Consider the following 24,422-nt stretch of genomic DNA (forward strand, 5'->3'; position numbering starts at 1 on the left):
GGCTTCGCCCGAGCACCTCAGGATGAGGGCCGGTCAATTCCAGAGGACACCCGGTGACCGCCCCTGCCCTGCCCTGGCCGACACGCCTGCGCAACCTTGCGCTCTCGGCCATCGTGTGGGTGCTGGTGCGGGCGCTGCGCGCGCCGGGGCCGCGCTTCGCCGCGTGGGTCGGCAGTTTCTGGGCGCGGGCCATCGGGCCATGGACGCCGATCCACAAGACCGCGCTCGAAAATCTCGCTCGGTCCTTCCCGGAGAAGAGCGCCGAAGAGCGCGCCGCCATCGCCCGCGGCATGTGGGACAATCTTGGCCGCGTCGCCGGCGAGTTCGTCCATCTCGACCGCATCTGGCAGTACAATATGTGGGAGCCGGCAAAGAGCCGGATCGAGACCACCGGCGTCTCGAATTTCGTCGCCATGCGGGTCGACGGCAAGCCGGCGCTGGTGTTCACCGCGCATCTCGGCAATTGGGAATTGCCGGCGATCGCCGCCGCCGCGCAGGGGCTCGACAGCGCCGTGCTGTTCCGCGCGCCGGACAATGACTTCTTCGCCGAGATGCTGTTCAGCGCCCGCTCCCAAGTGATGGGCAACCTCGTCGCCGCCTCGCATGTCGCGGTGTTCGAATTGGCAAGCGTGCTCGACCAGGGCAAGCATCTCGGCATATTGGTCGATCAGGCGCGGCGCGGCGGGCCGATCGTGCAGTTCTTCGGCCGGCCCGCGACCACCAATCCCACCATCGCCCGCCTCGCCCGGCTCTACGAATGCCCGGTGCATGGGGTTCGGGTGATCCGGCTGCCGGGCGGGCGCTTCCGCATCACCTGCACGCCCCCGGTCGAGTTGCCGCGCGATGCCACCGGCAAGATCGACGTCGACGCATCGATGCAGGCCATCACCTCGATCGTCGAGGGCTGGATTCGCGAGCATCCGGAGCAGTGGACCTGGTTCTACCGCCGCTGGCGCGGGGGGAAGAGGAAGAAGGCGGGGTGAGGATTGGGGCCGCTCTGCTTCAGCATCCTTCGAGGCCGGCCTGCGGCCGGCACCTCAGGATGAGGTCGTTACTGAAAAATGCAACCTCATCCTGAGGTGCGAGCGCAGCGAGCCTCGAAGGATGCTCACGCAAAGCACCCCAAACAAAAACGGCGCCCTCCTTGCGGAAGGCGCCGTCTTCACGTCAGTCCCTAAGACTCACTTGCCGCGCTTGAACTTGTTCCAGGCGCGGGTCACTACGCGCTGCAGGTCCTGCGGGTTGGTGGTAACGGTGAACAGCTTGCCCTGCACCTCGGCATTCGGGTAGATCGCCGGATTATCCAGGATCGCCTTGTCGATGTACTTCTGCGATTCCAGATTGCCGTTGGCGTAGGAGATGAAGTTCGAGTTCTTCGCCGCCACTTCCGGCTTCATCATGTAGTTGATGAAGGCCAGGGCGTTATCGACATTCTTCGCATCCTTCGGGATCGCGAAATTGTCGAACCACATCAGCGCGCCTTCCTTGGGAAGGACGTACTCGATGTTGACCGGCTTCTTCTTGGTCTTGGCGGCGGCTTCCTCGGCGCGGGTCTTGGCCTGGAACACGTCGCCGGACCAGCCGGTGGCGATGCAGATGTCGCCGCGGGCCAGGGCATTGATGTAGCCGGAGCTATCGAACTTCTTGATGAAGGGGCGGATCGGCATCAGCAGCGCCAGCGCCTTCTCGACGTCGTCAGGGTTCTTCGAGTTCGGGTCGATGCCGAGATAGCGGAACGCGGTGGGGATGATCTCCTCCGGGCCGTCCAGCATGTAGACGCCGCAATCCTTCAGCTTGGAGAGCAGTTCCGGCTTGAAGATGATGTCCCAGGTGTTGAGCGGGATCTCGCCAAGGCGTTCCTTCACCTTGTCGATGTTCATGCCGATGCCGGTGGTGCCCCACATATAGTTCACGGCGAACTTGTTGTCGGGATCGTAGACGCCGAGGCGCTCGGAGATCATCGGCCACTGATATTGCAGGTTCGGCAGCTTCGACTTGTCGAGCGGCAGGAACACGCCGGCCTGGATCTGGCGCTGCAGGAACGAGCCGGTGGGCACCACGACGTCATAACCGGTCTTGCCGCCGAGCAGCTTGGTCTCCAGCACTTCGTTGCTGTCGAAGACGTCGTAGCGGACCTTGATGCCGGTTTCCTTGGTGAAGTCTTCCAGCACCGACTCGTCGATGTAGTCGGACCAGTTATAGACATTCACGACCTTGTCCTGCGCCGTAGCGGGTACGCTCGCCATGCCGGCGAGGGTACCCACGGCGAGGACACTGGCCGCCAATGTCGTTAGGAGCCGAGCCATCCTGTTCTCCTTGGGAAGGTTGCATCTCATAGGAACGTCCGCCCCCGCTTCTGTTCCGAGAGTCAGGCTAGTCGGACCAGCCTGTCTGCTCAAGCCTTAAGCATGGTCACAAATACGTCTCATACTCGAGCGGATTGATCCGCTGCTCGAACGCAGCGACTTCCGCCTCTTTCATTACCGCATAGACGCGACGGAACTCCGCGCCAAAAGCACGCTCGACAAAGTCCGATTTCGCAAAATTCGCCGTCGCCTTTCGCATGGAATAGGTCAGGCGTGGCGCGGAAGCCTCATAGGCATTGCCGGTGAGTGGCGCCGGCGGCACCAGATGCTTTTCGATGCCCTCCAGCATCCCGGCGAGAATCGCCGCGAGCACGAGATGCGGATGGGCATCGGCGCCGGCGATGCGGTGCTCCAGCCGCCGAGCCTTGGGCGGGCCGTTCGGCACCCGCACCGCGACCGAGCGGTTGTCGTAGCCCCAGGAGATCCCGGTCGGCGCGTAGCTGCCCGGCACCAGCCGGCGGAAGCCATTGTAGCTCGGCACGTAGAACAGTGCGGTGTCGGCCATGGTGGCGAGCAGGCCAGCTGCGGCCTCGCCCAGCAGCACGTCGCCTGTCCCCGGCGCACCGAAGGCATTGGCGCCGGCACGGTTCAAAAGGCTGACATGGACATGCATGCCGGAGCCGGCGAACTCCAGGAAGGGCTTGGCCATGAAGCTGGCGCGCAGGCCGTGCTTGCGGGCGACGCCGTCGATCAGGCGGCGCAGCAGGATCGCGTCGTCCGCTGCCGCCATCGGGTCGGCGCGGTGATAGAGGTTCACCTCATACTGGCCCGGTGCGGCTTCCGAGATCACGGTGTCGGCCGGCAGGCCCTGGATGCGCGCCGCCTCGCGCACCTCGTGCAGCAGGCCGGCATAGGCGTCGAGGTCGGACATGGAATACATGTTCTGCCGAGCCGGGCCGCTGCCCTTGGTGGCGAACACCGGCTCCGGGACGCCGTCCGGACCCGGCGCCTGCTTCATCAGGTAGAATTCCAGCTCGAAGGCGACGCAGGGCGTGTAGCCGAGCGCTTTGAGCCGGGCGATCTGCTCGGCGAGGCGGTGGCGCGGATCGAGCACCCAGGGCGTGCCGTCCGGCTCGCTCATGGAGAGCAGCACCTGCGCGGAGGGGCGCAGCGCCCACGGCACGGACTTCAGCGTGCCCGGCACCGGCCAGCACAGCCCGTCCTTGTCGCCGGTCTCGATATGGATGCCGGTCTCCATGACCTCGCGGCCCCAGATGTCGAGGCCGAAGATCGAGCTCGGAATCGCGACGCCGTCTTTCCAGATCTTGGCCGCCGCCCCGCCCGGAATCCATTTGCCGCGCAGCACGCCGTGGGTGTCGGGCAGCAGGACCTCGACGATCTCCGGCGCCGGATTCTGCGCAAGGTACTGGCCGAGCTCGTCAGTGGGGGCGGAGCTGGTACTGGCGCCCGTGGTGGGCTTGGGACTTTCGGCCGCGTCCTGCGACACGGCGTGCGGCAATGGCATGATAGACCCTGGTTGTCTCGCGGTCCGATTGTGGCCCCGCCGGCGCCAGCGTCAAGCGCCACGCCATTCTGTCATGCCATGTTCATGCCACGCGGCTTGGCTTGACGCACGCAAAATGTGATCACATTCTCCACGGGATTTGGCCTACTTCAAACAGACAACCTCATCCTGAGGTGCCCGGCAGAGCCGGGCCTCGAAGGATGTTGAAGCAGAAGACGGCCATCGGGGACGGGCATCCTTCGAGGCTCGGGCGTTGCCCGAGCACCTCAGGATGAGGTCGTTCGGGGTGCCGGAATTGAATCGCTCAGACACTTGATCAACAGGATCACCATGCCCCTCCCCACCTCCACGTCCGAGCTGCGCGCGCTCGATGCCGCGCACCATCTCCACCCGTTCAGCGACATGAAATCGCTCAACGCCGAAGGCGCGCGGGTGATCGTGAGGGCCGAGGGGGTGTGGCTGGAGGATTCCTATGGCAGCCGCATCCTCGACGGCATGTCCGGCCTGTGGTGCGTGAATGTCGGCTATGGCCGCACCGAGATCGTCGAGGCGGTCCGCGCCCAGATGATGGAGCTGCCCTATTACAACACCTTCTTCAAGACCACGCACAAGCCGGCCATCGAGCTCGCCGCCAAACTGGCCGAACTGACGCCGCCGCAGTTCAACAAGGTGTTCTTCACCGGTTCGGGGTCGGAATCCAACGACACCGTGATCCGCATGGTGCGGCGCTATTTCGACATCAAGCAGCAGCCGACCAAGAAGATCATCATCTCCCGCCGCAACGCCTATCACGGCTCCACCGTGGGCGCGGCGAGCCTTGGCGGCATGGCGCCGATGCACGCGCAGGGCGGCCTTCCGATCCCCGACATCGTGCACATCGCCCAGCCCTACTGGTGGGGCGAGGCGCGCCAGGGCGAGACGCCGGACGAGTTTGGCCTGCGCACCGCTCGCGCGCTGGAATCCACCATCGACGCGCTCGGCGAGGACCGCATCGCCGCCTTCATCGCCGAGCCGGTGCAGGGTGCCGGCGGCGTCATCGTGCCGCCCCCGACCTATTGGCCGGAGATCGCCCGCATCTGCCGCGAGCGCGACATCCTGTTCATCTCCGACGAGGTGATCTGCGGCTTCGGGCGCACCGGCAAATGGTTTGGCTGCGAGACCTTCGACACCCACCCGGACATACTGGTGATGGCCAAGGGCATCACCTCCGGCTACATGCCGCTCGGTGCGGTAATGGTGGCGGACCGTGTGGCCGAGACGCTGCTGGAGGGCGGCGACTTCAACCACGGCTACACCTATTCCGGCCATCCGGCGGCCTGCGCCGCGGCCATCGCCAATCTCGACATCATGATCAATGAGAAGATCGTCGAGCGGGTGGCGGACGATGTCGGGCCGTACCTCGCCGCCCGCTGGCGCGCGCTTGCCGAGCACCCGCTGGTCGGCGAGGCGCCGATGATCGGCATGGTCGGCGCACTGGAGCTGACGCCGGACAAAATCGGCCGCACCAAATTCCCGGATGTCGGCAAGGTCGGCACGCTGGCGCGCGACTTCTCGTTCCAGAACGGGCTGGTGATGCGCGCGGTGCGCGACCGGTTGATCATCGCCCCGCCGCTCACCATCTCGCATGGCGAGATCGACGAGTTGGTCGCCCGTGCCCGCAAGACGCTCGACGACACCTACGGCACGCTCAAGCGGCAAGGTTGGGTGGCGTGAATGGATGGATCGCGCGGTTGCGTCAAACCAACGCAGCCCTGACATGATACCGCTTTTCGTGCTTTGATGCCGCTGGGGGACTTCGACTGGCCTGCAATTGGCAGTGACATGGATGCACTAAGCCGAGCGCCGGACGGTGCGGGTGTAACCCACGCACGTGTCGCGGCGTTGCGTTCCGAAGCCGAGGCCCTCTATCTCGGTACACGACCGAAGACCCGCGCCGCCGCCGGCGCCGCCGCCCATCTGTTCGAGGGCGTGCCGATGCACTGGATGACCGACTGGTCTACCCCGGTGCCCCTCATCATCGAGCAGGCGGTGGACGCGCGTCTTCGCGATGTCGACGGCCATTCCTATGACGACTTCTGCCTCGGCGACACCGCGGCGCTGTTCGGCCATGGACCGGCGCCGGTGGCGGAAGCCATTTCGCGCCAAGCCAATCGCGGCCTCGCCACCATGCTGCCGAGCCCGGATGCGGCCGCGGTGGGCGACCTGCTGGCCAGGCGCTTCCGCCTGCCGCAATGGCAGATCGCCTCCACCGCGAGCGACGCCAACCGCTTTGCCATCCGCGCTGCCCGTGCCGCTACCGGGCGGCCACGGATACTGGTGTTCGACGGCGCCTATCACGGCGCGGTGGACGAGGTGTTCGTCGAGATCGGCCCGTCAGGGCGCACCGTCAACCGGCCGAGCCTGGTCGGCGAGCCGCGCGACCTCTCGGCGCTGACCCGCGCCGTGCCGTTCAACGACCTCGACCAGCTGGAAGCCGCGCTCGCCGACCATACGGTGGCCTGCGTCATCGCCGAGCCGGCCATGACCAATTGCGCCATGGTGCTGCCGCAGCCGGGCTTCCATGAGGGGCTGCGCGAGATCACCCGGCGCCACGGCACGCTGCTGCTGATCGACGAGACCCACACGCTCTCCACCGGGCCGGGCGGCTACAGCCGGCGCTACGGCCTCTCCCCGGACCTGTTCGTCGTCGGCAAGGCGATCGCCGGTGGCATCCCGGCCGCGGTGTGGGGCATGAGCGAGGAGACCGCGGCGCGCTTCAAGATCGCCCGCTCCAACCTGCCGCCCGGCCATTCCGGCATCGGCACCACGCTTTCCGGCAGCCCGTTCCAGCTCGCGGCATTGCGCGCGACGCTGGAGCAGGTGGCAACGGAGGCCGCCTATGCGCACATGGAGAAGCTCGCCGACCGCATGGAGGCGGGACTGGCGGCGATCCTCGACACGGCCGGCCTGCCCTGGCACGTGGCGCGCTGCGGCGCGCGGGTGGAGATCGTGCGCGCGCCGAACCCGCTCAGCAACGGCGCCGAGGCACGCCGCGCGCATTACCCGACGGTGGAGACCGCGATCCATCTCGCGCTGCTGGTGCGCGGCGTGCTGATCTCGCCATTCCACGACATGATGCTCGCCTCCCCCGCCACCAGCGAGGAACAGGTCGACCATCTCATCAGCGCGATGCGCGAGGTGACCGGGCGGCTGGTGGGGTGAGGCCTTCCTCCCCTCCAATCCGCCGTCATCCCGGACGGCCGAAGGCCGAGCCGGGATCGTAAGAAGGTGTTGCACGGGACTTCACGCGATCCCGGCTCTACGGCTTCGCCTTCGGCCGGGATGACGACACCGTTGGAAATCTCACCCCTGCTCGGTCTCGAACCCGGCCGCCTTCCAGGCCAGCAGCCCGCCCGCCATGTGGCGGTGCAGGTCGTGGCCGGCGGCCTGCGCGGCGGCAGCAGCCTTTTGCGAGCGCTGGCCGGAGCGGCAGGAGAACACCAGGGTCTTCTCGCCGGGATCAGGCAAGGCGGCAGCGTCGAAGGTCGAGAGCGGGAACTCTACCGCGCCGGGAATGCGTTCGACGGCAAGCTCATTGGGCTCGCGCACGTCGACCAGCAGGATGGAGCCGTCCTCCAGACCCGCCTTGACCTCCTCGACCGAGAGATGCTCGATCACGCCGCCAAACGGGTTCTGTTCCATCGTCGTGCTCCCTGCTGCTCGCCCGGAGGTAGACCCGCGCGAGCGTGACCGCAAGGGGTGTCAGCGCGGGCGCACCGCCAGTATGCCGGCGACGATGAGACCGCCGCCGAACAGCACGGTGAGCGAGGGCACCTCGCCGAACAGCAGCGCCGCCATCGAGATGCCGATAACGATCTGCAGCAGCAGCACGATGGAGATGGTGCCGGCGGTGAGCCGGCCGAGCGCGAAGGTGGCGAGGCCCTGGCCGAAGGCATGGGCAACGATGCCGAGGCCGACCACGGCGAGGAAACCCTGGAGGCTCGCCGGGACGATCTGCTCGCCGGCACCGACTGCGTAGGCGAGGCAGAACACCGCGCCGGCCGCAGTGGAGATCAGCGCCACCATGCCGCCGCCGAGGCCGGGAACGCGCACCACACCACCATGGGTGTGGCCGCCGCGGCGCATGACGCGCACCACGATCATATAGGCGGCGTAGCAGGCCGCCGCGCCGGTGGCGAGCAGGTCGCCGAGCAGGCTGTTGATGCCCGCGGCAGCACTGGTGCTGTCGAGCACGATGATGGCCGAACCGGCCATGGCCAGCACCAATGCGATGAACAGGCCGAGCGTCGGGCGCTCGCCAAGGCAGGCCCAGGCGAACAGCAGCACGAACACCGGCGCCATGTTGCCGAGCAGCACGCTGTTGGCGGTGCTGGTATTGGCCAGCGCTGCATGGAAGAAAACGAGGTCGGCGGCGAAGAACAAGCCGGCCAAGGTGCCGAAGGCGAACTGCCGGCCGCTGAACGGGCGCAGCCGCACGCCGGCGCCGACCGTCGCGACGTGGCGGGCCTTCATGGCACGCCATTCCGCATAGGCCCACAAAGCGGTCGGGCCGACCGCGAACAGCATGCGCCAGAAGCCGATCGCCGCCGGGCCGGTATCGGCGAGGCGCACGAAGATCGGCGAGAAACCGATGCAGCCGGCCGCCACCAGCACGGCGATGAAGGCCTGCCGGCGCAGCCGCGCCTCCTCGATCGCCGGGATGGAGATCGACGCGAGAGCGGCGTCGTCGAGCGGCGACGACAGCGCGACGGAGGCGGGAGGCGGGGGTGACATTGCGGAACTCTTGAAAGCGCACGAAGATAAGCGGGAACGCAACCGGCACGGGATCGGAAGCCGGCGAAGCGCCGGCGACGCAGACACGGCATCGTCCGAACTGCGGTCTATACCTTGCGCTCAAATCGTAAAAGCAAATTTATTTTGTCGATGCATCACTAAAGATGATATGACATTCGTATGTCTGCCGGTGGCAGTTTTTATGTGAGGCCGGCCGAACCTTGAGGGAGACGACGATGCGCCACCTCGATACGGAATCGCTCGGCATGCTGATCGCCATCGTCGATTGCGGCGGCTTCACCGCGGCGGCGGAGCGGGTCGGGCGCACCCAGTCGGCGGTCTCGGCGCGCATCGCCCAGCTCGAGGAGAGCCTTGGCGTGCGCCTGCTGGAGCGCTCGCGGCGCGGCATTTCGCTGACCGAAACAGGCGAGCGGCTGGTGGCTCATGCGCGGCGCCTGCTCGCCTTCGAGAGCGAGGCGCTGGCCGATCTCAAGGGCGGCACGCCGGAAGGCAGCGTGCGGCTCGGCATGCCGGACGATTATGTCGACGCCTATTTCACCCCTACCATCGCCCGCTTCGCGGCGGCGTATCCGCGGGTCGAGATCTCGATCCGCTGCGACCTCTCCAAGGTGCTTGAGCCGGAGGTGGAGCGCGGCCATGTCGATGTGGCGCTCATCACCCGCGACCTGACACGCCCGACCGGCGAACTCCTGAAGCGCGAGAAGCTGCTCTGGCTCGCCGCCCGCGGCCACCGGCCGGAGCGCAACGACCCGCTGCCGCTGGCGCTGTTCCCGACCGGCTGCCGCGCCCGCCCGCACATCGCCGCCGCGCTCGACGCCGCCGGGCGCGCCTGGCGCGTTGCCTGCACCTCCTCGTCGAATGGCGGCATCTATTCCGCGGTGGAGACCGGGCTGTGCATCACCGCACTGCCGGAATGCGCCGCGCCGGCCGAATGGCGCCGCCTCGGCCCGGCCGACGGCCTGCCGCCGCTGCCGGAGATGGAGGTCGGGCTGGTGCTGGCGCCGGGCGCTTCCGCCGCGGCGCGACGGCTGGCGGACACGTTCCGCACCGCGCTCTCCGCCGGCCCGCTGGCGGTTGAGGCGGCGTAGGTCGTCCTGCTTGAACATCCTTCGAGGCCGGCCGATGGCCGGCACCTCAGCAACCGTGTTGTTGAGGCTGCCAGGGTGTGTCTCTGGCGAGTAGGGTGTTGAGGAGGCCGACCAGCTTTCGCATGGCGGCGACGAGGGCGACCTTGGGCTTCTTGCCGGCCTGGCGCAGGCGGTGGTGGAAGGCCTTGAGGGAAGGTTCGTGGCGGACGGCGGAGAGCGTGGCCATGTAGATGGCGCAGCGCACGCTGGGGCGTCCGCCGCCGATGTGGCGCTCGCCGCGCCAGGTTCCGGAATCACGGTTGATGGGGGCGACGCCGACGAGGGCGGCGGCCTGACGGGCGCCGATGCGGCCGAGTTCCGGCAGTTCGGCGAGAATGACGGCGGCGGTGAGCTCGCCGACGCCGGGCACGCTGGTGAGGATGTCGCGGCGGTGGGCGAGTTCGGCATCGGCCTCCAGCGCCAGGGCGATGGCGGCGTCGACACCGGCGAGCTGGGTCTTGAGAGCGGCGAGGCTCTGCTCGATCCAGTGCCGGATGGTGCCCTGGGCGTGCTCGAGGCGGTTCTTCTCGGCGATCATCATGTCGACGAGCTGGCGGCGGCGGGCGACCAGGGCGGCGAGCGTCTCGCGCTCGGCCACCGGATCGGGCAGTGGCCGCGGCGCCATCAGCGCGCCAAACAGCGCGACGGCGCCGGCATCGAGCGCATCGGTCTTGGCGAGCTGGCCGCGGGCCCGCGCCAGATCGCGCACCTGGCGCGATTGACCACGGCGACCGCGACACCGCCGCGCTGCAGCGCGCGCACCAGCGCCAGCTCGTAGCCGCCGGTCGCCTCCACCACCACCAGCCGCGGCACCGGCCGCAGCGCGGCGACCAGCTCGGCGAGGCCCGCGGGCGTGTTGGCGAAGCGGCGCACCCCGGCGCGCCCGTGCCAGGCGACGTCGAGATGCCGCTTGGCGACGTCGACGCCGACCACGGCGCCGGAATCAGGGTCGGTCATGATCGGCTCCTCCTTGCCATGCGGGCTCACAGGCCCATGCAACCGTTCGAGCGAAGACCGAACGGCGGAGGAGCAGGCTGAGGTACGGGCCGCGTCCCGCGACGCGCCCAAGGACGACACGGTCCCCCGCCGTACCCGGGCCAAACACGGCCCAAGCACGGCTAATCTACCTCAGCGCCCACATACAAGGATTGTCTGTTGGAGATGATGCATTGTGGTGTTGGCCGGAAGCAGATCCGGGGCCGGCCAGCCCCGGATCTGCGCCCGCCGCTGCGGCCGTTCTGGGATCGGGCGATACGCCCGTCGTCATCAAGGTCCGGCGGCGGGCCGGCTTCGTGTGCTTGTTGACTTGACTGGGCCGCGCGAGCGCGCCCGCAGACAATCCGAAGCCGAGCGAGATCATGCCTCAACCCATCCCGCCGGCCAATGCCGGCCTGCGCATCCTGGGCGCCGATGTCGCCAAGGGCAGCATCGTCTTCCATGACGACCAAACCGGCCGCAGCTGGAGCGCGGCCAACACCCCCGAGAGCCTGGGCGCGGCGCTGGCGCCCTACGCCGGCTATGACTGGCTGATTTGCGAGACCACTGGCGGCTACGAGCGCGCGCTGCTCGAGACGGCGGCCGCGGTGGGCTTGCCGGCCGCCCGCGTGGACGCCGCCCAGGCGAAGGCCTTCATCGCCTCCCATGGCGGACGCGCCAAGACCGACCGGATCGACGCCGCCTGGTTGAGCCGGTACGGCCGCGAACGCGCCGCCACCCTGACGCCCTGGCAAGTGCCCAGCCGCGAACGCGAAGCCTTCGCCGCACGGCTGCGCCATCGTCAGGATCTGCTGGCCCAGCGCACCCAGGCCAAGAACCGGCGCGGCGCTCCAGGCGCCGAGCCGCTCCATCAATTGCTGGATCGGCAGATCCACTTCCTCACCAGCCAGATCGCCGAGATCGACCGCCTCATGGCCGAGCAACTCGACGCCGACCCCGACCTGGCGCGCCACGAGCAGATCCTGCGCGCCATCCCGGGCATCGGCCCGGTCGCCGCCCGCACCCTCATCGCCCTGCTGCCCGAACTCGGCCGGCTCGGCCCCAAACAGGCCGCCAGCCTCGCCGGCCTCGCTCCCCATCCCAGAGATTCCGGATCCGCCCGAAAATACCGAAGAATGACCGGCGGCCGCGCAGCCCTGCGCCCCGTGCTCTTCATGGCGGCGCTCTCCGCTGCACGCGCCCACCCAGCCTTGAGCGCCGTCTACCAGCGCCTCACCGCCGCTGGAAAACCAAAGCGCCTCGCCATCGCCGCTGTCGCGCGAAAGCTCGTCGTCATCGCCAACGCTACCCTGCGAGACGCTCAAATCCCTCAGCCAAACTGACTTGATGACGTTGCACTTAAAAGATGAACCTCATCCTGAGGTGCCGCGCAGCGGCCTCGAAGGATGCTCAAGCAAAGCGCCCTTACCTTGATGCAAGCGTCGCCGAAGCTTGCTATCGCTCGCTCATGAGCGACGCCCCTCCCCTCGACCTCCCAGCCGACACCACCACGCCCCACGGCTCCGCCCGCGAGGTGCTGCTTGCCTTCGTCAAGCTCGGCCTCACCTCGTTCGGCGGGCCGGTGGCGCATCTCGGCTACTTCCGCGACGCCTTCGTGGTGCGCCGCCAATGGCTCACCGAAGCCGCTTACGCCGACCTCGTCGCGCTCTGCCAGTTCCTGCCGGGCCCGGCCTCCAGCCAGGTGGGCATGGCGCTGGGGCTGATGCGCGCCGGGCCGGCCGGCATGGCCGCGGCATGGCTCGGCTTCACCTTGCCTTCGGCATTGCTGATGCTCGGCTTCGCCTATGGCGTCGACAGCCTGGGTGCGCTCACCGGCGTCGGCTGGCTCGCCGGGCTGAAGGCGGCTGCCGCCGCGGTGGTGGCGCATGCCGTGCTCGGCATGGCGGCCAGCCTCTGCCCGGATCGGCCGCGCCGAACCATCGCGCTCATCGGTGCCGCTGCGGCGGCGGTGCTGCCCGGCGCTATCGGTCAGGTCGCGGTGCTGATCGCCGGCGCGCTCGCCGGGCTCGCCTTCCTGCGCCTGCCGCCGCGCCCGGCCGGCGAGCCGCTGCGGGTCGCCGTGCCGCGCCGCGCCGCCCTTGCCGCGCTGGCGCTGTTCGCGGCGCTGCTGGTCGGCCTGCCGGTACTGGCGCAAGCGAGCGGCAGCGCGGCGCTGCATCTGGCGGACGCGCTGTACCGTGCCGGCGCGCTGGTGTTCGGCGGCGGCCATGTGGTGCTGCCGCTGATCGAGGCGGAGCTGGTGCATCCCGGCGGGCTGACGCGCGAGGCCTTCCTTGCCGGCTATGGCGCGGTACAGGCGGTGCCCGGGCCGCTCTTCACCTTCGCGGCCTATGTCGGGGCGATGATGCCGAGCCCGCCGAACGGCGTGATCGGCGCCGCCATCGCGCTGGTCGCGATATTCCTGCCGTCCGCGCTGCTGGTCTATGGCGCGCTGCCGTTCTGGGCGCGGATCGCGGCGGACCGGCGGGCGCAGGATCTGCTGGGCGGCGTCAATGCCGCCGTGGTCGGCCTGCTCGGCGCTGCCTTCTGGGATCCGGTGGTGAGCGCGGGCGTCACGTCCGGCCGCGCCTTCGCCCTGGCGCTCGTCGCCTATCTCGCGCTGGCGCTCTGGCGCGTGCCGCCCTGGGCGGTGGTGGTCGGGGCGGCAGTGGCGGGGGCGATGATGCTGTGAGCCGTCAGTCGGCGACGACCCGGATCTTCTGCATCATGCCCTTATCCTCGTGCGCGAGGATGTGACAATGGAAGACGAAGTCGCCAACCATCTCGCGGGTGAACTTCATCCGAAGCCGAACCTCTCCCGGGAGATCGGGTGTGTCGACGCCGGGTTGCGAGGATGAAGCCCGGCGCGAGGCGGGCGGAATGTTGATGGTGTCGAGGATCGGCGCACGGCCGTCGATCGCATCGGCCTCGGTCACGTCGCGGAAATGCATCTGATGCATGTGGAAGGGATGGACCTCCAGCGTGTAGTTCTGGATGGTCCATTCTTCGACGGCGCTGTCCTTGCCCTTGAGGTGCACGACGACGTCGGGCGGCGAGTCCGGCACGAACGGACGTATCGCCACCGGTTGCCCCTGGCCATCGGTGGACTGGATCATGGTCAGGAAGAAGTCGGTCGAGTTCGGGTTGAACTGACCCTTGCCCGGCGGCCCGACAATCCATTGCGACTTCGACACGGTGAAGCCGCGCGGATATTCCATGAAGGCGAAGACGCGCTTCACGGCCGGCTCGACATCGAGCATGTGGGCGTAGGTCGGATCCTGCGTTGCGGGGAGAAGCGCCGCAGCATCGGGCGGCGCGCTGGTGGACGCCGGGGCACCCGTGGAGACCACGCGCAACAGGCGCCGCGCCGGAATGCCGTCGGCGGCGCAGCCCGGCGTGACCTGGGTGGTGTCGAGATAGAGCGTAGCCCCCGGCGGTGGCGCGTCGACGAGGAACTCCACCCGGTTGGCCGTTGCGAGGAGCAAGGGCTTCTTGGTCGTGTCCACCCGGTCGATGCGGCGATGACCTTCATTGTCGTAGACCGGGGCACCGTCGAGCGCGACGATCTCCAGCGGCAGGATGCTGGTCTTCCCGTTCTGTGACAGCACGAGCTGCGGGCTGATATAGGTCTGGGCCGACGCGTTCACGAGGCGCCAGAGCTGGCGCTCGCCGGCCGCCATGGTCTTCACTAGGACCTTGTCGTCCGGAGGCGGGAACGCGGCCGTCTCGTTGACGAGGGCGCCGTTCAACGTCAGCCGCGTTACCGCGGGGCCGCCCACATCGGGCAGATCGGCCGGGCAGCCGGCGATATTCTCGCGGTCGATGCGCGGATCGACAGTCGGGAACCAGTTGCGCCCGGCGGGGGCGGCCGGCGGCGTGACCGAGGCCGCCGCGAGCTTGACCGCAGGCACGAGCGGCGTCGTCTCGCCCGGGACATATGCGCTCGGAATATCCCTGACGATCATCACGTCGTCGCTGATGCCGAGCTTCTCGCGGCGGACGTCATCCTCGCCTTCGATGACGATGGCGCCGCTCGCGCCCATCATGGTCTGCGCGAGAGCCTGGCCGTGCATGTGCGTGTGGTAGAAATAAAGGCCCGTCGGATGATTGGGGGCTATGTCGTAGGAATAGGTCAGCTCGTTGGGAGCGTTCTGGCACGTCAGCTGCGCCGGGAGCGGGCCGTTCCAGTTCGCCGCTACCAGCACGCTCTGGAGCACATTGTCGCTGCAGGGCTGCGGCGACACCTCAAGACCGTGGACGTGGAGATTGGTCGTCCCATCCGAAAGATGGGGGATGTTGGTCTGGATCGGATAGAACGAGCCATTGGGGCCCGGCCCGGCCTTGAATCCTTGCTCCGGCTGAGAGCAGGTCTTCGAGACCGGGGGACCGCCGACATAGTTCTCGATGTCGCAGTTCTCGGTATTGTCCGGGCCGGAATTCCAGAGCGTATTGGTGAGGTGGATCGTCAGGCGATTGCCCTGCTTGATCCTGATCACCGGCGCGGCCGGCAGCGAGCCATTCCTGAAACAGAGGCTCGTATTGTCGACGCCGACGCCAGGGCCGATCCCAAGATCGAGATCGACCTTGACGTCGCCGGGCCCGGTCACGCTCGGCAGGCTCTGGTAGTCGGTCGGCGGCGCCGTGCAAACGGCCGGCGCCGGACTGTCGGCACGCAAGGCCACCTTGGTTGCCGAGAATTGCCCACCGGCGAAGGAAGCGAATGGCAGGCGCCCGGCAGAGCCCCGGCCATCCGCGGTGCAGAGGTACGAAAGCGGATCGAATGGAATCGGATTCACTGCAACGGGAACCGGCTTCACCGCCGGAATCGGATTGATCGTAGAGATCTGAGAAGGCCCGACGACCATCGCAAAAAGCGATGCGATGCCGGCCAGATATCGCTCAACCACGGCGCGCCCCCCAGCTGCCGAGAATTCCGGTCCGGCAGCGCCGGAGAGCCCTATCTTGATTGAAAAACGGGCCCTCCGCAATCAGCCAGGCGGTACCCGATCACGGTCCACGCACGACCGCCGAGGCTGCCCGGTCCGGCCCCCGGCGATCAAACGCGATGCGCGCCAAGAGACGCGCGCGAAGAAAGTCAGGCTTCCCGCTTGATGGTGAACGCCGAGAAGCTCTGCGCGGTCGGGAAGACCTGCAAGCGGTTGATGTTCACGTGGCGCGGCGTGGTGCAGCAGAAGAAGATCTGCTCGGCCATATCCTCGCCGGACAGCGGCTGGAGATTGGCATAGACGCTGTCCGAGCGCGCGGCATCGCCGTGGAAGCGCACCAGCGAGAACTCGGTCTCCACCATGCCGGGTTCGATATTGGTGACGCGTACATTGGTGCCCGCGAGATCGGCGATCAGGTTCAGCGCGAACTGCTTCACGAACGCCTTGGTGCCGCCATAGGCGTTGCCGCCGGGATAGGGATAATCGCCGGCCACCGATCCGGTGAACACCACATGGCCCTCGCCCCGCTCCACCATGCCGGGCAGCGTGGTGCGCACGGTGTAGAGCAGGCCCTTGATGTTGGTGTCGACCATGTCCTCCCAATCCTCGAGGCTGGCGCGGTGCGCCGGCTCGAGGCCGAGCGCGAGGCCGGCATTGGCGAACACCACGTTCAGCGCCGCGAACGGCTCGGGGAGCGAGGACAGCGCATCGGTGAGCGCCGCATTGTCGCGCACATCGACCTCCAGCGGATGGAGCCGCGGGCCGAGTTCATCGCGCAGCGCGATCAGCCGGTCGGCGCGCCGGCCGGTGGCGACCACATGGGCGCCGGCGCGGGCGAAGCGGCGGGCGGTGGAGGCGCCGATGCCGGAGGTGGCGCCGGTCACCAGGACCCTGAGCGTGGACGGATCGAGCATCTGGTACATGCGGCCTCCTCATCAATGTTGCACCGCCAGATAACGCCAACCGGACGCAGCGTCCATTACCTGGAAGGCCGAGGTCCGGCCGGTCCGGCATGCTTAAGCATTTATTGAACATGACGCCCGAATGTGTGGACTTGCCCTATCGGCCGCTGTGGGGTCATGCTGACGCCACGATCCTCATCGACAACGTCACCAAGACGACACGAACAAGCAACGACAAGAAGCGGGCAAACGGGATGAAATGCGGCTGCGTATTGGCCGCATTGGGGACGCGCACGGTGCGGGCCGTGACGAGGAGTGACAATATGAACGCCACCACCCTTGCGGCAACGACAGCCGCCGCCTTGCTGCTGGCAGGCTGCAGCACGGTTCTCGACGGGTTTGGTTCGGCGTCCAGTTCCGCTTCTTCACCCGTGGAAAGCGCGAAGATCACCCCGGCGCCGACCGGCTCGGTGGAAAGCTCCGCCGTGCCTGCCGCGCAGCCGGCCTATGGCGCCGCCGCCGCCACCGCCAGCGCCGCGGTGACACCGAAGCCTTCGACCGCCGCCAACGCTGTCGCCCTCACCGCGCCGCCGGCCGCCACCGCGCCGGGCGGCGTCGCCTATGCCGAACCGGGCGCGGCGCGCACGCAGCTTGCCGGCAAATGGACCTTCACCTGGGATGGCGGGCAGAAGAGCTGCCCGGTCACGCTTTCCACCAGCCAGGGCATGTCCGGACTTGCCGCCAGCGCCGACCTTTCCTGCCCGAACGACATCTTCATGACCAAGGGCTGGGACATGTGGGGCAACGAGATCGTGCTGCAGAACCATCTCGGCAAGGTCACCGCCCGGCTTCAGCCGGCCGGCGGCGGACGCTTTGACGGCGTCGCCACCGCGGACGGTGGCAAGATCACGATGGTACGGCTGTAGGATCTCCCTCGACGCCAGTTTTGACTTCCTTTTCCCTCTCCCCGGTGGGGAGAGGTGACCCGCGCCAGCGGGTCGGTGAGGGGGTGCTCGGCCGGGAAGCCGAGAAGGCCCCTCACCCCACCCCTCTCCGCCAAAGTCGGATCTATCCGACTTTGGGCTTTAGGTTGCTGAACTCTGCAACAGCCGAGTTCAGTGCGGGGAGAGGGAGCTAGTCGCACCCGGTGATCTTGGCCGGCAACGTTATTCCTAATCCTTGCTTCATTTAATAGTGAATGTCGCGGAACTGCTGCGGCAGCAGATATTTATGCCTTGCGGACCGGAGATGCTTCGCCGAGGCAAATAAAATAAAGGATGCGTTAACGGGCGAAGCCAATCATCTTGTCCATGAGCGGAACCGATTGATTCGGTTTTGTCATCGGAGGAGGTTCTGATGCTGCACGTGTCGGGCGTGACCTCGTCGGGCGTGTCCCCCCTGCTGGCGGGAAGCCGCGGCAAGTCCGATGAACTGCGCCCCGCCGAGCCCGCTTCGCTCACGCACCTCATGTCGAACCACCTCGCCGCCGCCCGTCCGCGCTCCGACGCGGAGGCGCTGCGCCTGCTGCGCCAGGCCTTCCCGGGTGCGCCGCTCGCCGCCCGCGTCGCGGCGATGGCGGGCTGGGTGCGCTGAACTCTTTTCCGGGGACTGCGTGAACATCCTTCGAGGCTCCGGCTGCGCCGGAGCACCTCAGGATGACGTGGTTCTATAAAGCGACGTCATCCTGAGGTGCTCGCGAAGCGAGCCTCGAAGGATGCTGACGCAGAGCGGCCTCAGTTCAACCGCCCGGGCCGGTCTTCCGCGCCGTCATCATCCGTCAGCACCAATTCCTCGGCCTCCGCTGCCACCGCCGCTTGCGGGTGGGTTGCGGCGTAGTCGCGGGAGAGCTGGGCGTAGCGCATCACCGAGAAGGGCAGCATCGACAGATAGGCGACGGTGAGCACCGCGAGCACCGGCCACGGCCAGGTGACCAGAACGGCGACGAACAGCACCACGCAGACGAACAGCGGCAGCACCGCGTCGCGCGGGATGCGGCTGCCGAGTTGCTTGCCGGACCAGGCCGGCAGGCGCGAGACCATCAGCAGCGCGATGCCGAGGCAGTAGGCCGCTGCCACCGCCGGCGAGGCCATGAGGCGCGGCAGGCCGATCAGTTCCAGATAGATCGGCAGCAGCACGCAGATGGCGCCGGCCGGCGCCGGCACGCCGGTGAAGAAATCCCCGGCGAAGGGCGGCTTGTTGGGGTCTTCCAGCATCACGTTGAAGCGCGCGAGACGCAGCGCCGCGCAGATGGCGAAGGCCAGCGCGGCGATCCAGCCGACCGAGCCCAGCGTCTCCAGCCCCCACACATAGAGCACCAGGCCAGGCGCCACGCCGAAGCAGACGAAGTCCGACAGGCTGTCGAGCTCGGCGCCGAAGCGCGAAGTGCCGTGCAGCATGCGCGCAAGGCGGCCGTCCATGCCGTCCAGCACCGCGGCCAGCACGATGGAGGCGAGCGCCAGCTCCAGCCTGCCTTCGATCGCCATGCGGATGCCGGTGAGGCCGGCGCACAGCGCCAGCAGCGTGACCAGGTTCGGCACCAGCACGCGGATCGGCACCGCCTGGAAGCGGCGGCGCTTCGGCTCCGGCAATTCCCTCATATCGGGATCGAAGGGCGGGAACGGGTTCGACATCAGCGAAGTCCTCGGGCGCAGTGCAGCGGCTTGATGCTTGACGACGTTACGTCAATGCGGACGGTCAGCTTACACGAAAGGCGAGCTCGCGCGCAGGCGCGGCGAGATCGGCGATGACGGTTTCGCCGGCAATGGCGCGCTGGCCCTCGGCCACCGCCGGGCGGGTGCCAACGGGCAGATAGACGTCGACCCGCGAGCCGAAGCGGATCAGGCCGTAGCGCTCGCCGGTGCCGATGGCCTCGCCCTCGCGCACGAAGGAGACGATGCGACGCGCCACCATGCCGGCGATCTGCACCACGCCGACCTGCCCGATCGGCGTCTCCAGCACCATGCCGCTGCGCTCATTGTCCTCGCTCGCCTTGTCGAGATCGGCGCTGAGGAACTTGCCGGGCTTGTAGGCGATGCGCAGGATGCGCCCGCCGATCGGCGCCCGGTTCACATGGACGTCGAACACGTTCATGAAGATGCACACCCGCGGCAGCGGCTTGTCGCCGAGATCAAGCTCGCGCGGCGGAATGGCGGGGCCGACGAGGCAGATCCGCCCGTCCGCCGGCGACACGATGAGGCCATCGCGCAGCGGGGTGACGCGCTCGGGATCGCGGAAGAAATAGGCGATCCAGGCAGTGATGAGCACGGCGATCCAGCCGAGCGGCGGGACGAGCCAGAGCAGCACGACGGAGACGCCGGCGCCGATCAGCAGGAAGGGGTAGCCCTCGCGGTGGACCGGCGCGAGGCCGTTGCGGATGGAATCGATGACGGACATGGGTGCCTTCCGGATCGGGAAGCGCGCACGGTTAGAGGGCGCGCGCCGGGGCGTCAAATGGGTGGGGGGATCGGGTGGCTTCAAGCATCACTCGATGCCATATCCGATGTGTTCAAAAAAAGCGGCGTCATGAGGACGACGGCGCTCCGCCTCACTCCGATTCAAAAGCAAGGACCGGAGTTCGCCACTCGAGCGCTCTCGGCATCATCGGCCTATATCAGGGACACGAGGCCGGACATGATGACCGCAGCATTGCAGACCAAGCCGCAGCCGACCAAAGCGAATGATCCGCGCTGGGTGCGCATTGTCGCCCGCGACCGGAGCGCGGACGGGGAATTCTGGTATTCCGTGATGACCACCGGCGTCTATTGCCGGCCGTCCTGCGCCTCGCGCGGGGCGAACCCCAGGAATGTCCAGATCCACGACACGCTGGAGGCAGCGAAGGCGACCGGGTTCCGGCCCTGCAAGCGCTGCCATCCGGATGGGCCGTCGATCGAGGCGGAGAATGCCGCGATCGTCGCGCAGGCCTGCCGGCGGATCGAGGAGAGCGAGGACGAGCCGTCGCTGGCCGACCTCGCCGTTGCGGCCGGGCGCAGCACCGGCTATTTCCACCGCATCTTCAAGGCCGCCACCGGCCTGACGCCGAAGGCCTATGCCAGCGCACACCGCGCGGCGAAGGTCCGCGACGGTCTCGCGTCGGGCAATAGCGTGACCGGGGCGATCTATGAGGCCGGGTTCAATTCCAGCGGGCGCTTCTATGAGAAGTCGACGGACCTGCTCGGCATGACGCCGAGCCGCTATCGCGCCGGTGGTGCCGACGAGGAGATCCGCTTCGCGGTGGGCGAGACCTCGCTCGGCGCCATCCTCGTCGCCTCCAGCACCAAGGGCGTGGCGTCGATCCTGCTCGGCACCGAGCCCGAGGCGCTGGTGCGCGAGCTGCAAGACCGCTTCCCGAAAGCCCGGCTGATCGGCGCCGACCGGGACTATGAGGCGCTGGTGGCGCGGGTGGTCGGGTTGGTGGAAGAGCCGACGCTCGGCCTCGATCTGCCGCTCGACGTGCGCGGCACCGCGTTCCAGCAGCGGGTCTGGCAGGCGTTGCAGCAGATCCCGGCGGGGCAGACCGTCTCCTATGCCGAGATCGCCCGCCGCATCGGCGCGCCCAAGGCGGTGCGCGCGGTCGCCGGGGCCTGCGCGGCGAACCACATCGCCGTGGCGATCCCCTGCCACCGCGTGGTGCGCAATGACGGTGCGCTCTCCGGCTATGCCTGGGGCGTGGAGCGCAAGCGCGCGCTGCTGGAGCGCGAGGCGCAAGCGGCCGGCTGAGCGGATTCGAAGGCAAGGACCGGAGTTCGCCACAGCGAGCCCGGTCCTAGCGTGGGTCTCCCGATCAAGACCGGAGCCACGCTGATGAACATCCTCGCACCCATCGCCCCGGCGGATAACTCCGCCGCGGCCCGCATCGCCCGCTATGGCTGGCCTCAGCTCGCCGACGAGCTGAACAGCCACGGCTGCGCGGTGCTGGAAAAGCTGCTGACGCCGGAGGAGTGCCGGCAGGTCGCGGCGCTCTATCCGCAGGAGAGCCATTTCCGCAGCCACGTCCACATGGCGCGCCATGGCTTCGGCAAGGGCGAGTACCGTTATTTCCGCTACCCGTTGCCCGAACTCATCGCCGGCCTGCGCACCGCGCTCTATCCGCGCCTCGCCGACATCGCCAATGAATGGGCCGACCGCATGGGCGTCACCGAGCGCTATCCGGCCGAGCACGCGGCGTTCCTCGCGCAATGCCATGCCGCCGGGCAGACGCGGCCGACGCCGCTGCTGCTGCAATATGTGCCCGGCGACTTCAATTGCCTGCACCAGGATCTCTATGGCGACCTCGCCTTTCCGATCCAGGTGGCGATCCTGCTCTCCGAGCCGGGGCGCGATTTCACCGGCGGCGAGTTCGTGCTGACCGAGCAGCGCCCGCGCATGCAGAGCCGGGCCGAGGTGGTGCCGCTCACCCAGGGCGATGCCGTGGCTTTCGCGGTGCATGACCGGCCGGTGAAAGGCACGCGCGGGCACTACCGGGTGAATTTGCGGCACGGGGTCAGCCGGCTGCGCAGCGGCATGCGGCACACGCTCGGCATCATCTTCCACGACGCGAAGTAATGGAGCGAAAGCGATGACTTTCCTCGCCTTTCACGAGATCGCTGCCAGGCGCGGCGACGGCATGCGGCCGGAATTGCTCGGGCTGATGCGGCGGAATCCGCGCCTTGTCGAACCATCGGGGCCGTATGATAAGCGCGGGACGAATGGCGGCGGGACGCCCATGAGCTATTCCTTCAAGATGACCGACACGCCGGTCGGCCGGCTGAAGCTGGTCGCCGGCGATCTCGGGCTGGCGGCAATCCTGTGGCCGGACGAGGATCCGCGCCGGGTTCGGCTCGGGCCGCTGGTCGAGGACGAGGGCCACCCGATCCTGATCGAGACCGAACGCCAGCTCGCCGCCTATTTCGCCGGCACGCTCACGCGCTTCACCGTGCCGCTCGATTTCCAGGGCACCGCGTTCCAGAAAAGCGTCTGGCAGGCGCTGCTGGCGATCCCGTTCGGCGAGACCCGGTCCTATGGCGAGATCGCCCGGCAGATCGGCAAGCCCAGCGCCGCGCGCGCGGTGGGCGCGGCCAATGGCCGGAACCCGATCTCGATCATCGCGCCCTGCCACCGCCTCCTCGGCTCCAACGGCGAGCTGACCGGATTTGCCGGCGGGCTTGCAGTGAAGGAACATCTGCTCAGGATGGAGGCCGGCGCGCCCATCTCCTGAGCGCCCGACCGCTCCAGGAGCAAGCTCATGTTCGCCGTGCTGTTCGAGGTCTATCCGAAGTCGGACCAGTGGGACGCCTATCTCGGCTATGCCCGCATGCTGAAGCCGGAGATCGAGCGCATCGAGGGTTTCGTCGACAATGTGCGCTACCGCAGCCTGACCCGCGACGGCTGGATCCTGTCGCTCTCCAGCTGGCGTGACGAGAAGGCGCTGGTGCGGTGGCGCACCCAGGCGAGGCACCACGGCGTGCAGGAGAAGGGCCGCTTCGAGGTGTTCAACGACTATCATCTGCGGGTCGGCCAGCTGACGCAGGACACGCACCTGCCCGCCGGCCACGCGCTCATCGAACAGCGGCTGGACGAGACCGAGACCGGCTAGGCCACCGCCATCACCCTGATCGACGCCCACCGCGCGCCGGAATGGGTGAAGGAGTCGGGGCCGGACACGGTGGCGCACTGGCTGGGGCTGGTGCCCGACGCGCCGGGGCTGGTGGCGTGGGACGTGTTCGAGGCGGTGCTGACGCCGGGCGACATCATATTGCTGATGTCATGGAGCGACCGCGCCGCCGCCGAGACTTTCGACGCGCTGGTCTCGCTGCCCGAAGGCGGCCGGCTGCGCCACATCCGCGTGGTGCGCGACTACGGCATGTTCGACCGCCGCGAGGCGCCGCAATATTACCCGGAGGTGACGCGAGGCGCCGGCTAGTTTCCGTCATTGACCAGCTCGCGCCGGCCGACCGCGACGATCTCCCGCGTCAGCTCCGCGAGGTGGCCGGACGACATCCGGTTCACCTGCCAGAACAGCGGGATATCGACCGGCGTATCCGGCACCAGCTCGCGCAGCCGGCCGCTGCGCAGATGATCCGCAACCAATTGGACCGGGTTCATTCCCCACCCCATGCCGGCAAGGCTGGCCTCGACGAAGCTCTGGGTGGAGGGCAACCAATGGGTGGGATGAACGACGGCACGCCCGAACGCCAGCCGGATCCAGCGATCCTGCAAGCCGTCCTTCTGGTTGAAGGTCAGCGCCGGCGCATTGGCCAGCGCCTCGATGGTGACGCCCTCAGGGAAATGCCGCGCGATGAATTCGGGGCTCGCCGTCGCGTGGTAGCGCAGCGCGCCGAGCGCGGTACGCCGACACCCCGGCACCGGCTTGCCCGAGCTGGTGACGGCCCCGGCCACCTGCCCGCGCTGCAGCCACTCGGCGGTGTGGTCCTGGTCGTCGACCGCGATGTCCAGCAGATGCGGCGAGCGGCGGGTGAAGTTCGCCGCGGCCTCGAGGAACCAGGTGCCGAGGCTGTCGGCATTGGTGGCGATACGCAGAGTGACGCGCTGGACATCGCCCTCCAGCCGCGCCGCCGGCAGATGCTGAAGCAGCTCATGCTCCAGCATGCCGACATGCTCCACATGCCGGCACAGCCAGGCGCCCTGCTCCGTCGCGGTGCAGGGCTGGCCGCGCACGATGAGCACCAGGCCGAGCCGCTCCTCCAGCTGCTTGACGCGCTGGGAGACGGCGGACGGCGTGACATTGAGCGCCAGCGCCGCCTTCTCGAAGCTGCCGGCCTGCACCACGGCAGCCAAGGCACGGAGCGCGGGATAGTCCAGCATTAGCCGCCCTTAATCCGATTGATCAGCATTAATTGGGCTAAGGCGGC

22 protein-coding genes and 1 pseudogene are annotated in these 24,422 nt (G+C 68.0%); 13 read left to right on the top strand and 10 right to left on the bottom strand.

Annotated elements, in window-relative coordinates; all coding sequences use genetic code 11:
• Positions 1-53: 53 nt before the first annotated feature.
• The gene (locus tag G3545_RS07665) at positions 54-983 is read left to right on the top strand and encodes a lipid A biosynthesis lauroyl acyltransferase (protein WP_170011365.1); all 930 of its coding nucleotides are present in this window, start codon (positions 54-56) and stop codon (positions 981-983) included.
• A gap of 198 nt (positions 984-1,181) precedes the next feature.
• Here the strand turns inward: G3545_RS07665 and G3545_RS07670 are convergent, their stop codons facing one another.
• Both G3545_RS07670 and G3545_RS07675 read right to left on the bottom strand, forming a co-directional pair.
• On the bottom strand, positions 1,182-2,306 hold the full coding sequence (locus G3545_RS07670; protein WP_170011366.1) for a polyamine ABC transporter substrate-binding protein: 1,125 nt from the start codon (positions 2,304-2,306) through the stop codon (positions 1,182-1,184).
• Between the two features lie 106 nt (positions 2,307-2,412).
• Complete coding sequence (locus tag G3545_RS07675; RefSeq protein ID WP_170011367.1) at positions 2,413-3,831, bottom strand: glutamine synthetase family protein; 1,419 nt, start codon at positions 3,829-3,831, stop codon at positions 2,413-2,415.
• Between the two features lie 330 nt (positions 3,832-4,161).
• Between G3545_RS07675 and G3545_RS07680 the strand changes: the two genes are divergently transcribed.
• Positions 4,162-5,544, top strand: coding sequence for an aspartate aminotransferase family protein (locus G3545_RS07680; protein WP_170011368.1), 1,383 nt, complete (start codon positions 4,162-4,164; stop codon positions 5,542-5,544).
• Positions 5,545-5,652: 108 nt separating this feature from the next.
• The gene (locus G3545_RS07685; RefSeq protein WP_170011369.1) at positions 5,653-7,032 is read left to right on the top strand and encodes an aspartate aminotransferase family protein; all 1,380 of its coding nucleotides are present in this window, start codon (positions 5,653-5,655) and stop codon (positions 7,030-7,032) included.
• A 141-nt stretch (positions 7,033-7,173) separates the two neighbouring features.
• Here G3545_RS07685 and G3545_RS07690 read toward each other — a convergent pair whose 3' ends face one another.
• Positions 7,174-7,512: a rhodanese-like domain-containing protein gene (locus G3545_RS07690; RefSeq protein WP_170011370.1), complete on the bottom strand. Its 339-nt coding sequence runs from the start codon at positions 7,510-7,512 to the stop codon at positions 7,174-7,176.
• Positions 7,513-7,572: 60 nt separating this feature from the next.
• The gene (locus tag G3545_RS07695) at positions 7,573-8,604 is read right to left on the bottom strand and encodes a DMT family transporter (RefSeq protein ID WP_170011371.1); all 1,032 of its coding nucleotides are present in this window, start codon (positions 8,602-8,604) and stop codon (positions 7,573-7,575) included.
• Between the two features lie 236 nt (positions 8,605-8,840).
• Between G3545_RS07695 and G3545_RS07700 the strand changes: the two genes are divergently transcribed.
• Entirely contained in the window at positions 8,841-9,713 is an 873-nt protein-coding gene (locus G3545_RS07700; RefSeq protein ID WP_170011373.1) for a LysR family transcriptional regulator, read from the top strand.
• Between the two features lie 46 nt (positions 9,714-9,759).
• Here G3545_RS07700 and G3545_RS07705 read toward each other — a convergent pair.
• Positions 9,760-10,709 (bottom strand): annotated as a pseudogene (locus G3545_RS07705) (IS110 family transposase).
• Positions 10,710-11,110: 401 nt separating this feature from the next.
• Here G3545_RS07705 and G3545_RS07710 point away from each other — a divergent pair.
• Positions 11,111-12,070: a transposase gene (locus G3545_RS07710; RefSeq protein WP_170010893.1), complete on the top strand. Its 960-nt coding sequence runs from the start codon at positions 11,111-11,113 to the stop codon at positions 12,068-12,070.
• Positions 12,071-12,195: 125 nt separating this feature from the next.
• Positions 12,196-13,419 carry a chromate efflux transporter gene (gene chrA / locus G3545_RS07715; protein ID WP_170011375.1) on the top strand — a complete coding sequence of 408 codons (1,224 nt, stop codon included), beginning with the start codon at positions 12,196-12,198 and terminating at the stop codon, positions 13,417-13,419.
• Between the two features lie 4 nt (positions 13,420-13,423).
• Here chrA and G3545_RS07720 read toward each other — a convergent pair whose 3' ends face one another.
• A complete protein-coding gene (locus tag G3545_RS07720) occupies positions 13,424-15,403 on the bottom strand; it encodes a multicopper oxidase domain-containing protein (RefSeq protein ID WP_170011377.1) in 1,980 nt (659 codons plus the stop codon).
• Between the two features lie 419 nt (positions 15,404-15,822).
• Positions 15,823-16,596 carry an SDR family NAD(P)-dependent oxidoreductase gene (locus G3545_RS07725; RefSeq protein WP_170011379.1) on the bottom strand — a complete coding sequence of 258 codons (774 nt, stop codon included), beginning with the start codon at positions 16,594-16,596 and terminating at the stop codon, positions 15,823-15,825.
• Between the two features lie 302 nt (positions 16,597-16,898).
• On the opposite strand from G3545_RS07725, the gene G3545_RS07730 reads away from it, so the two are divergent.
• Together G3545_RS07730 and G3545_RS29645 are read left to right on the top strand one after the other, a co-directional pair.
• Complete coding sequence (locus tag G3545_RS07730; protein ID WP_170011381.1) at positions 16,899-17,501, top strand: protease inhibitor Inh/omp19 family protein; 603 nt, start codon at positions 16,899-16,901, stop codon at positions 17,499-17,501.
• Positions 17,502-17,931: 430 nt separating this feature from the next.
• Positions 17,932-18,168: a transferase gene (locus G3545_RS29645; protein ID WP_246702736.1), complete on the top strand. Its 237-nt coding sequence runs from the start codon at positions 17,932-17,934 to the stop codon at positions 18,166-18,168.
• A gap of 140 nt (positions 18,169-18,308) precedes the next feature.
• Here G3545_RS29645 and pssA read toward each other — a convergent pair whose 3' ends face one another.
• Both pssA and G3545_RS07745 read right to left on the bottom strand, forming a co-directional pair.
• Positions 18,309-19,205 (bottom strand): CDP-diacylglycerol--serine O-phosphatidyltransferase, encoded by an 897-nt coding sequence (gene pssA, locus G3545_RS07740; protein WP_170011384.1) that lies wholly within the window; start codon positions 19,203-19,205, stop codon positions 18,309-18,311.
• Between the two features lie 64 nt (positions 19,206-19,269).
• Positions 19,270-19,983 carry a phosphatidylserine decarboxylase gene (locus tag G3545_RS07745; RefSeq protein ID WP_281411730.1) on the bottom strand — a complete coding sequence of 238 codons (714 nt, stop codon included), beginning with the start codon at positions 19,981-19,983 and terminating at the stop codon, positions 19,270-19,272.
• Between the two features lie 222 nt (positions 19,984-20,205).
• Between G3545_RS07745 and ada the strand changes: the two genes are divergently transcribed.
• From ada to G3545_RS29655, 5 genes are all read left to right on the top strand, one after another.
• The gene (gene ada / locus G3545_RS07750) at positions 20,206-21,291 is read left to right on the top strand and encodes a bifunctional DNA-binding transcriptional regulator/O6-methylguanine-DNA methyltransferase Ada (protein WP_206151398.1); all 1,086 of its coding nucleotides are present in this window, start codon (positions 20,206-20,208) and stop codon (positions 21,289-21,291) included.
• 84 nt (positions 21,292-21,375) lie between these two features.
• Positions 21,376-22,116, top strand: a complete 741-nt coding sequence (locus tag G3545_RS07755; RefSeq protein WP_170011388.1) for a 2OG-Fe(II) oxygenase — start codon at positions 21,376-21,378, stop codon at positions 22,114-22,116.
• A 160-nt stretch (positions 22,117-22,276) separates the two neighbouring features.
• Positions 22,277-22,768 carry a methylated-DNA--[protein]-cysteine S-methyltransferase gene (locus G3545_RS07760; protein WP_170017958.1) on the top strand — a complete coding sequence of 164 codons (492 nt, stop codon included), beginning with the start codon at positions 22,277-22,279 and terminating at the stop codon, positions 22,766-22,768.
• 27 nt (positions 22,769-22,795) lie between these two features.
• Positions 22,796-23,146 carry an antibiotic biosynthesis monooxygenase gene (locus G3545_RS29650; protein WP_246702737.1) on the top strand — a complete coding sequence of 117 codons (351 nt, stop codon included), beginning with the start codon at positions 22,796-22,798 and terminating at the stop codon, positions 23,144-23,146.
• Positions 23,147-23,191: 45 nt separating this feature from the next.
• Positions 23,192-23,473 carry a hypothetical protein gene (locus G3545_RS29655; RefSeq protein ID WP_246702738.1) on the top strand — a complete coding sequence of 94 codons (282 nt, stop codon included), beginning with the start codon at positions 23,192-23,194 and terminating at the stop codon, positions 23,471-23,473.
• Here the strand turns inward: G3545_RS29655 and G3545_RS07770 are convergent.
• Positions 23,470-24,375, bottom strand: coding sequence for a LysR family transcriptional regulator ArgP (locus G3545_RS07770; RefSeq protein WP_170011390.1), 906 nt, complete (start codon positions 24,373-24,375; stop codon positions 23,470-23,472). The two genes, G3545_RS29655 and G3545_RS07770, sit on opposite strands and share 4 nt — an antisense overlap.
• Positions 24,376-24,422 lie beyond the last annotated feature (47 nt).

Source organism: Starkeya sp. ORNL1, from assembly GCF_012971745.1.
GTDB lineage: Bacteria > Pseudomonadota > Alphaproteobacteria > Rhizobiales > Xanthobacteraceae > Ancylobacter.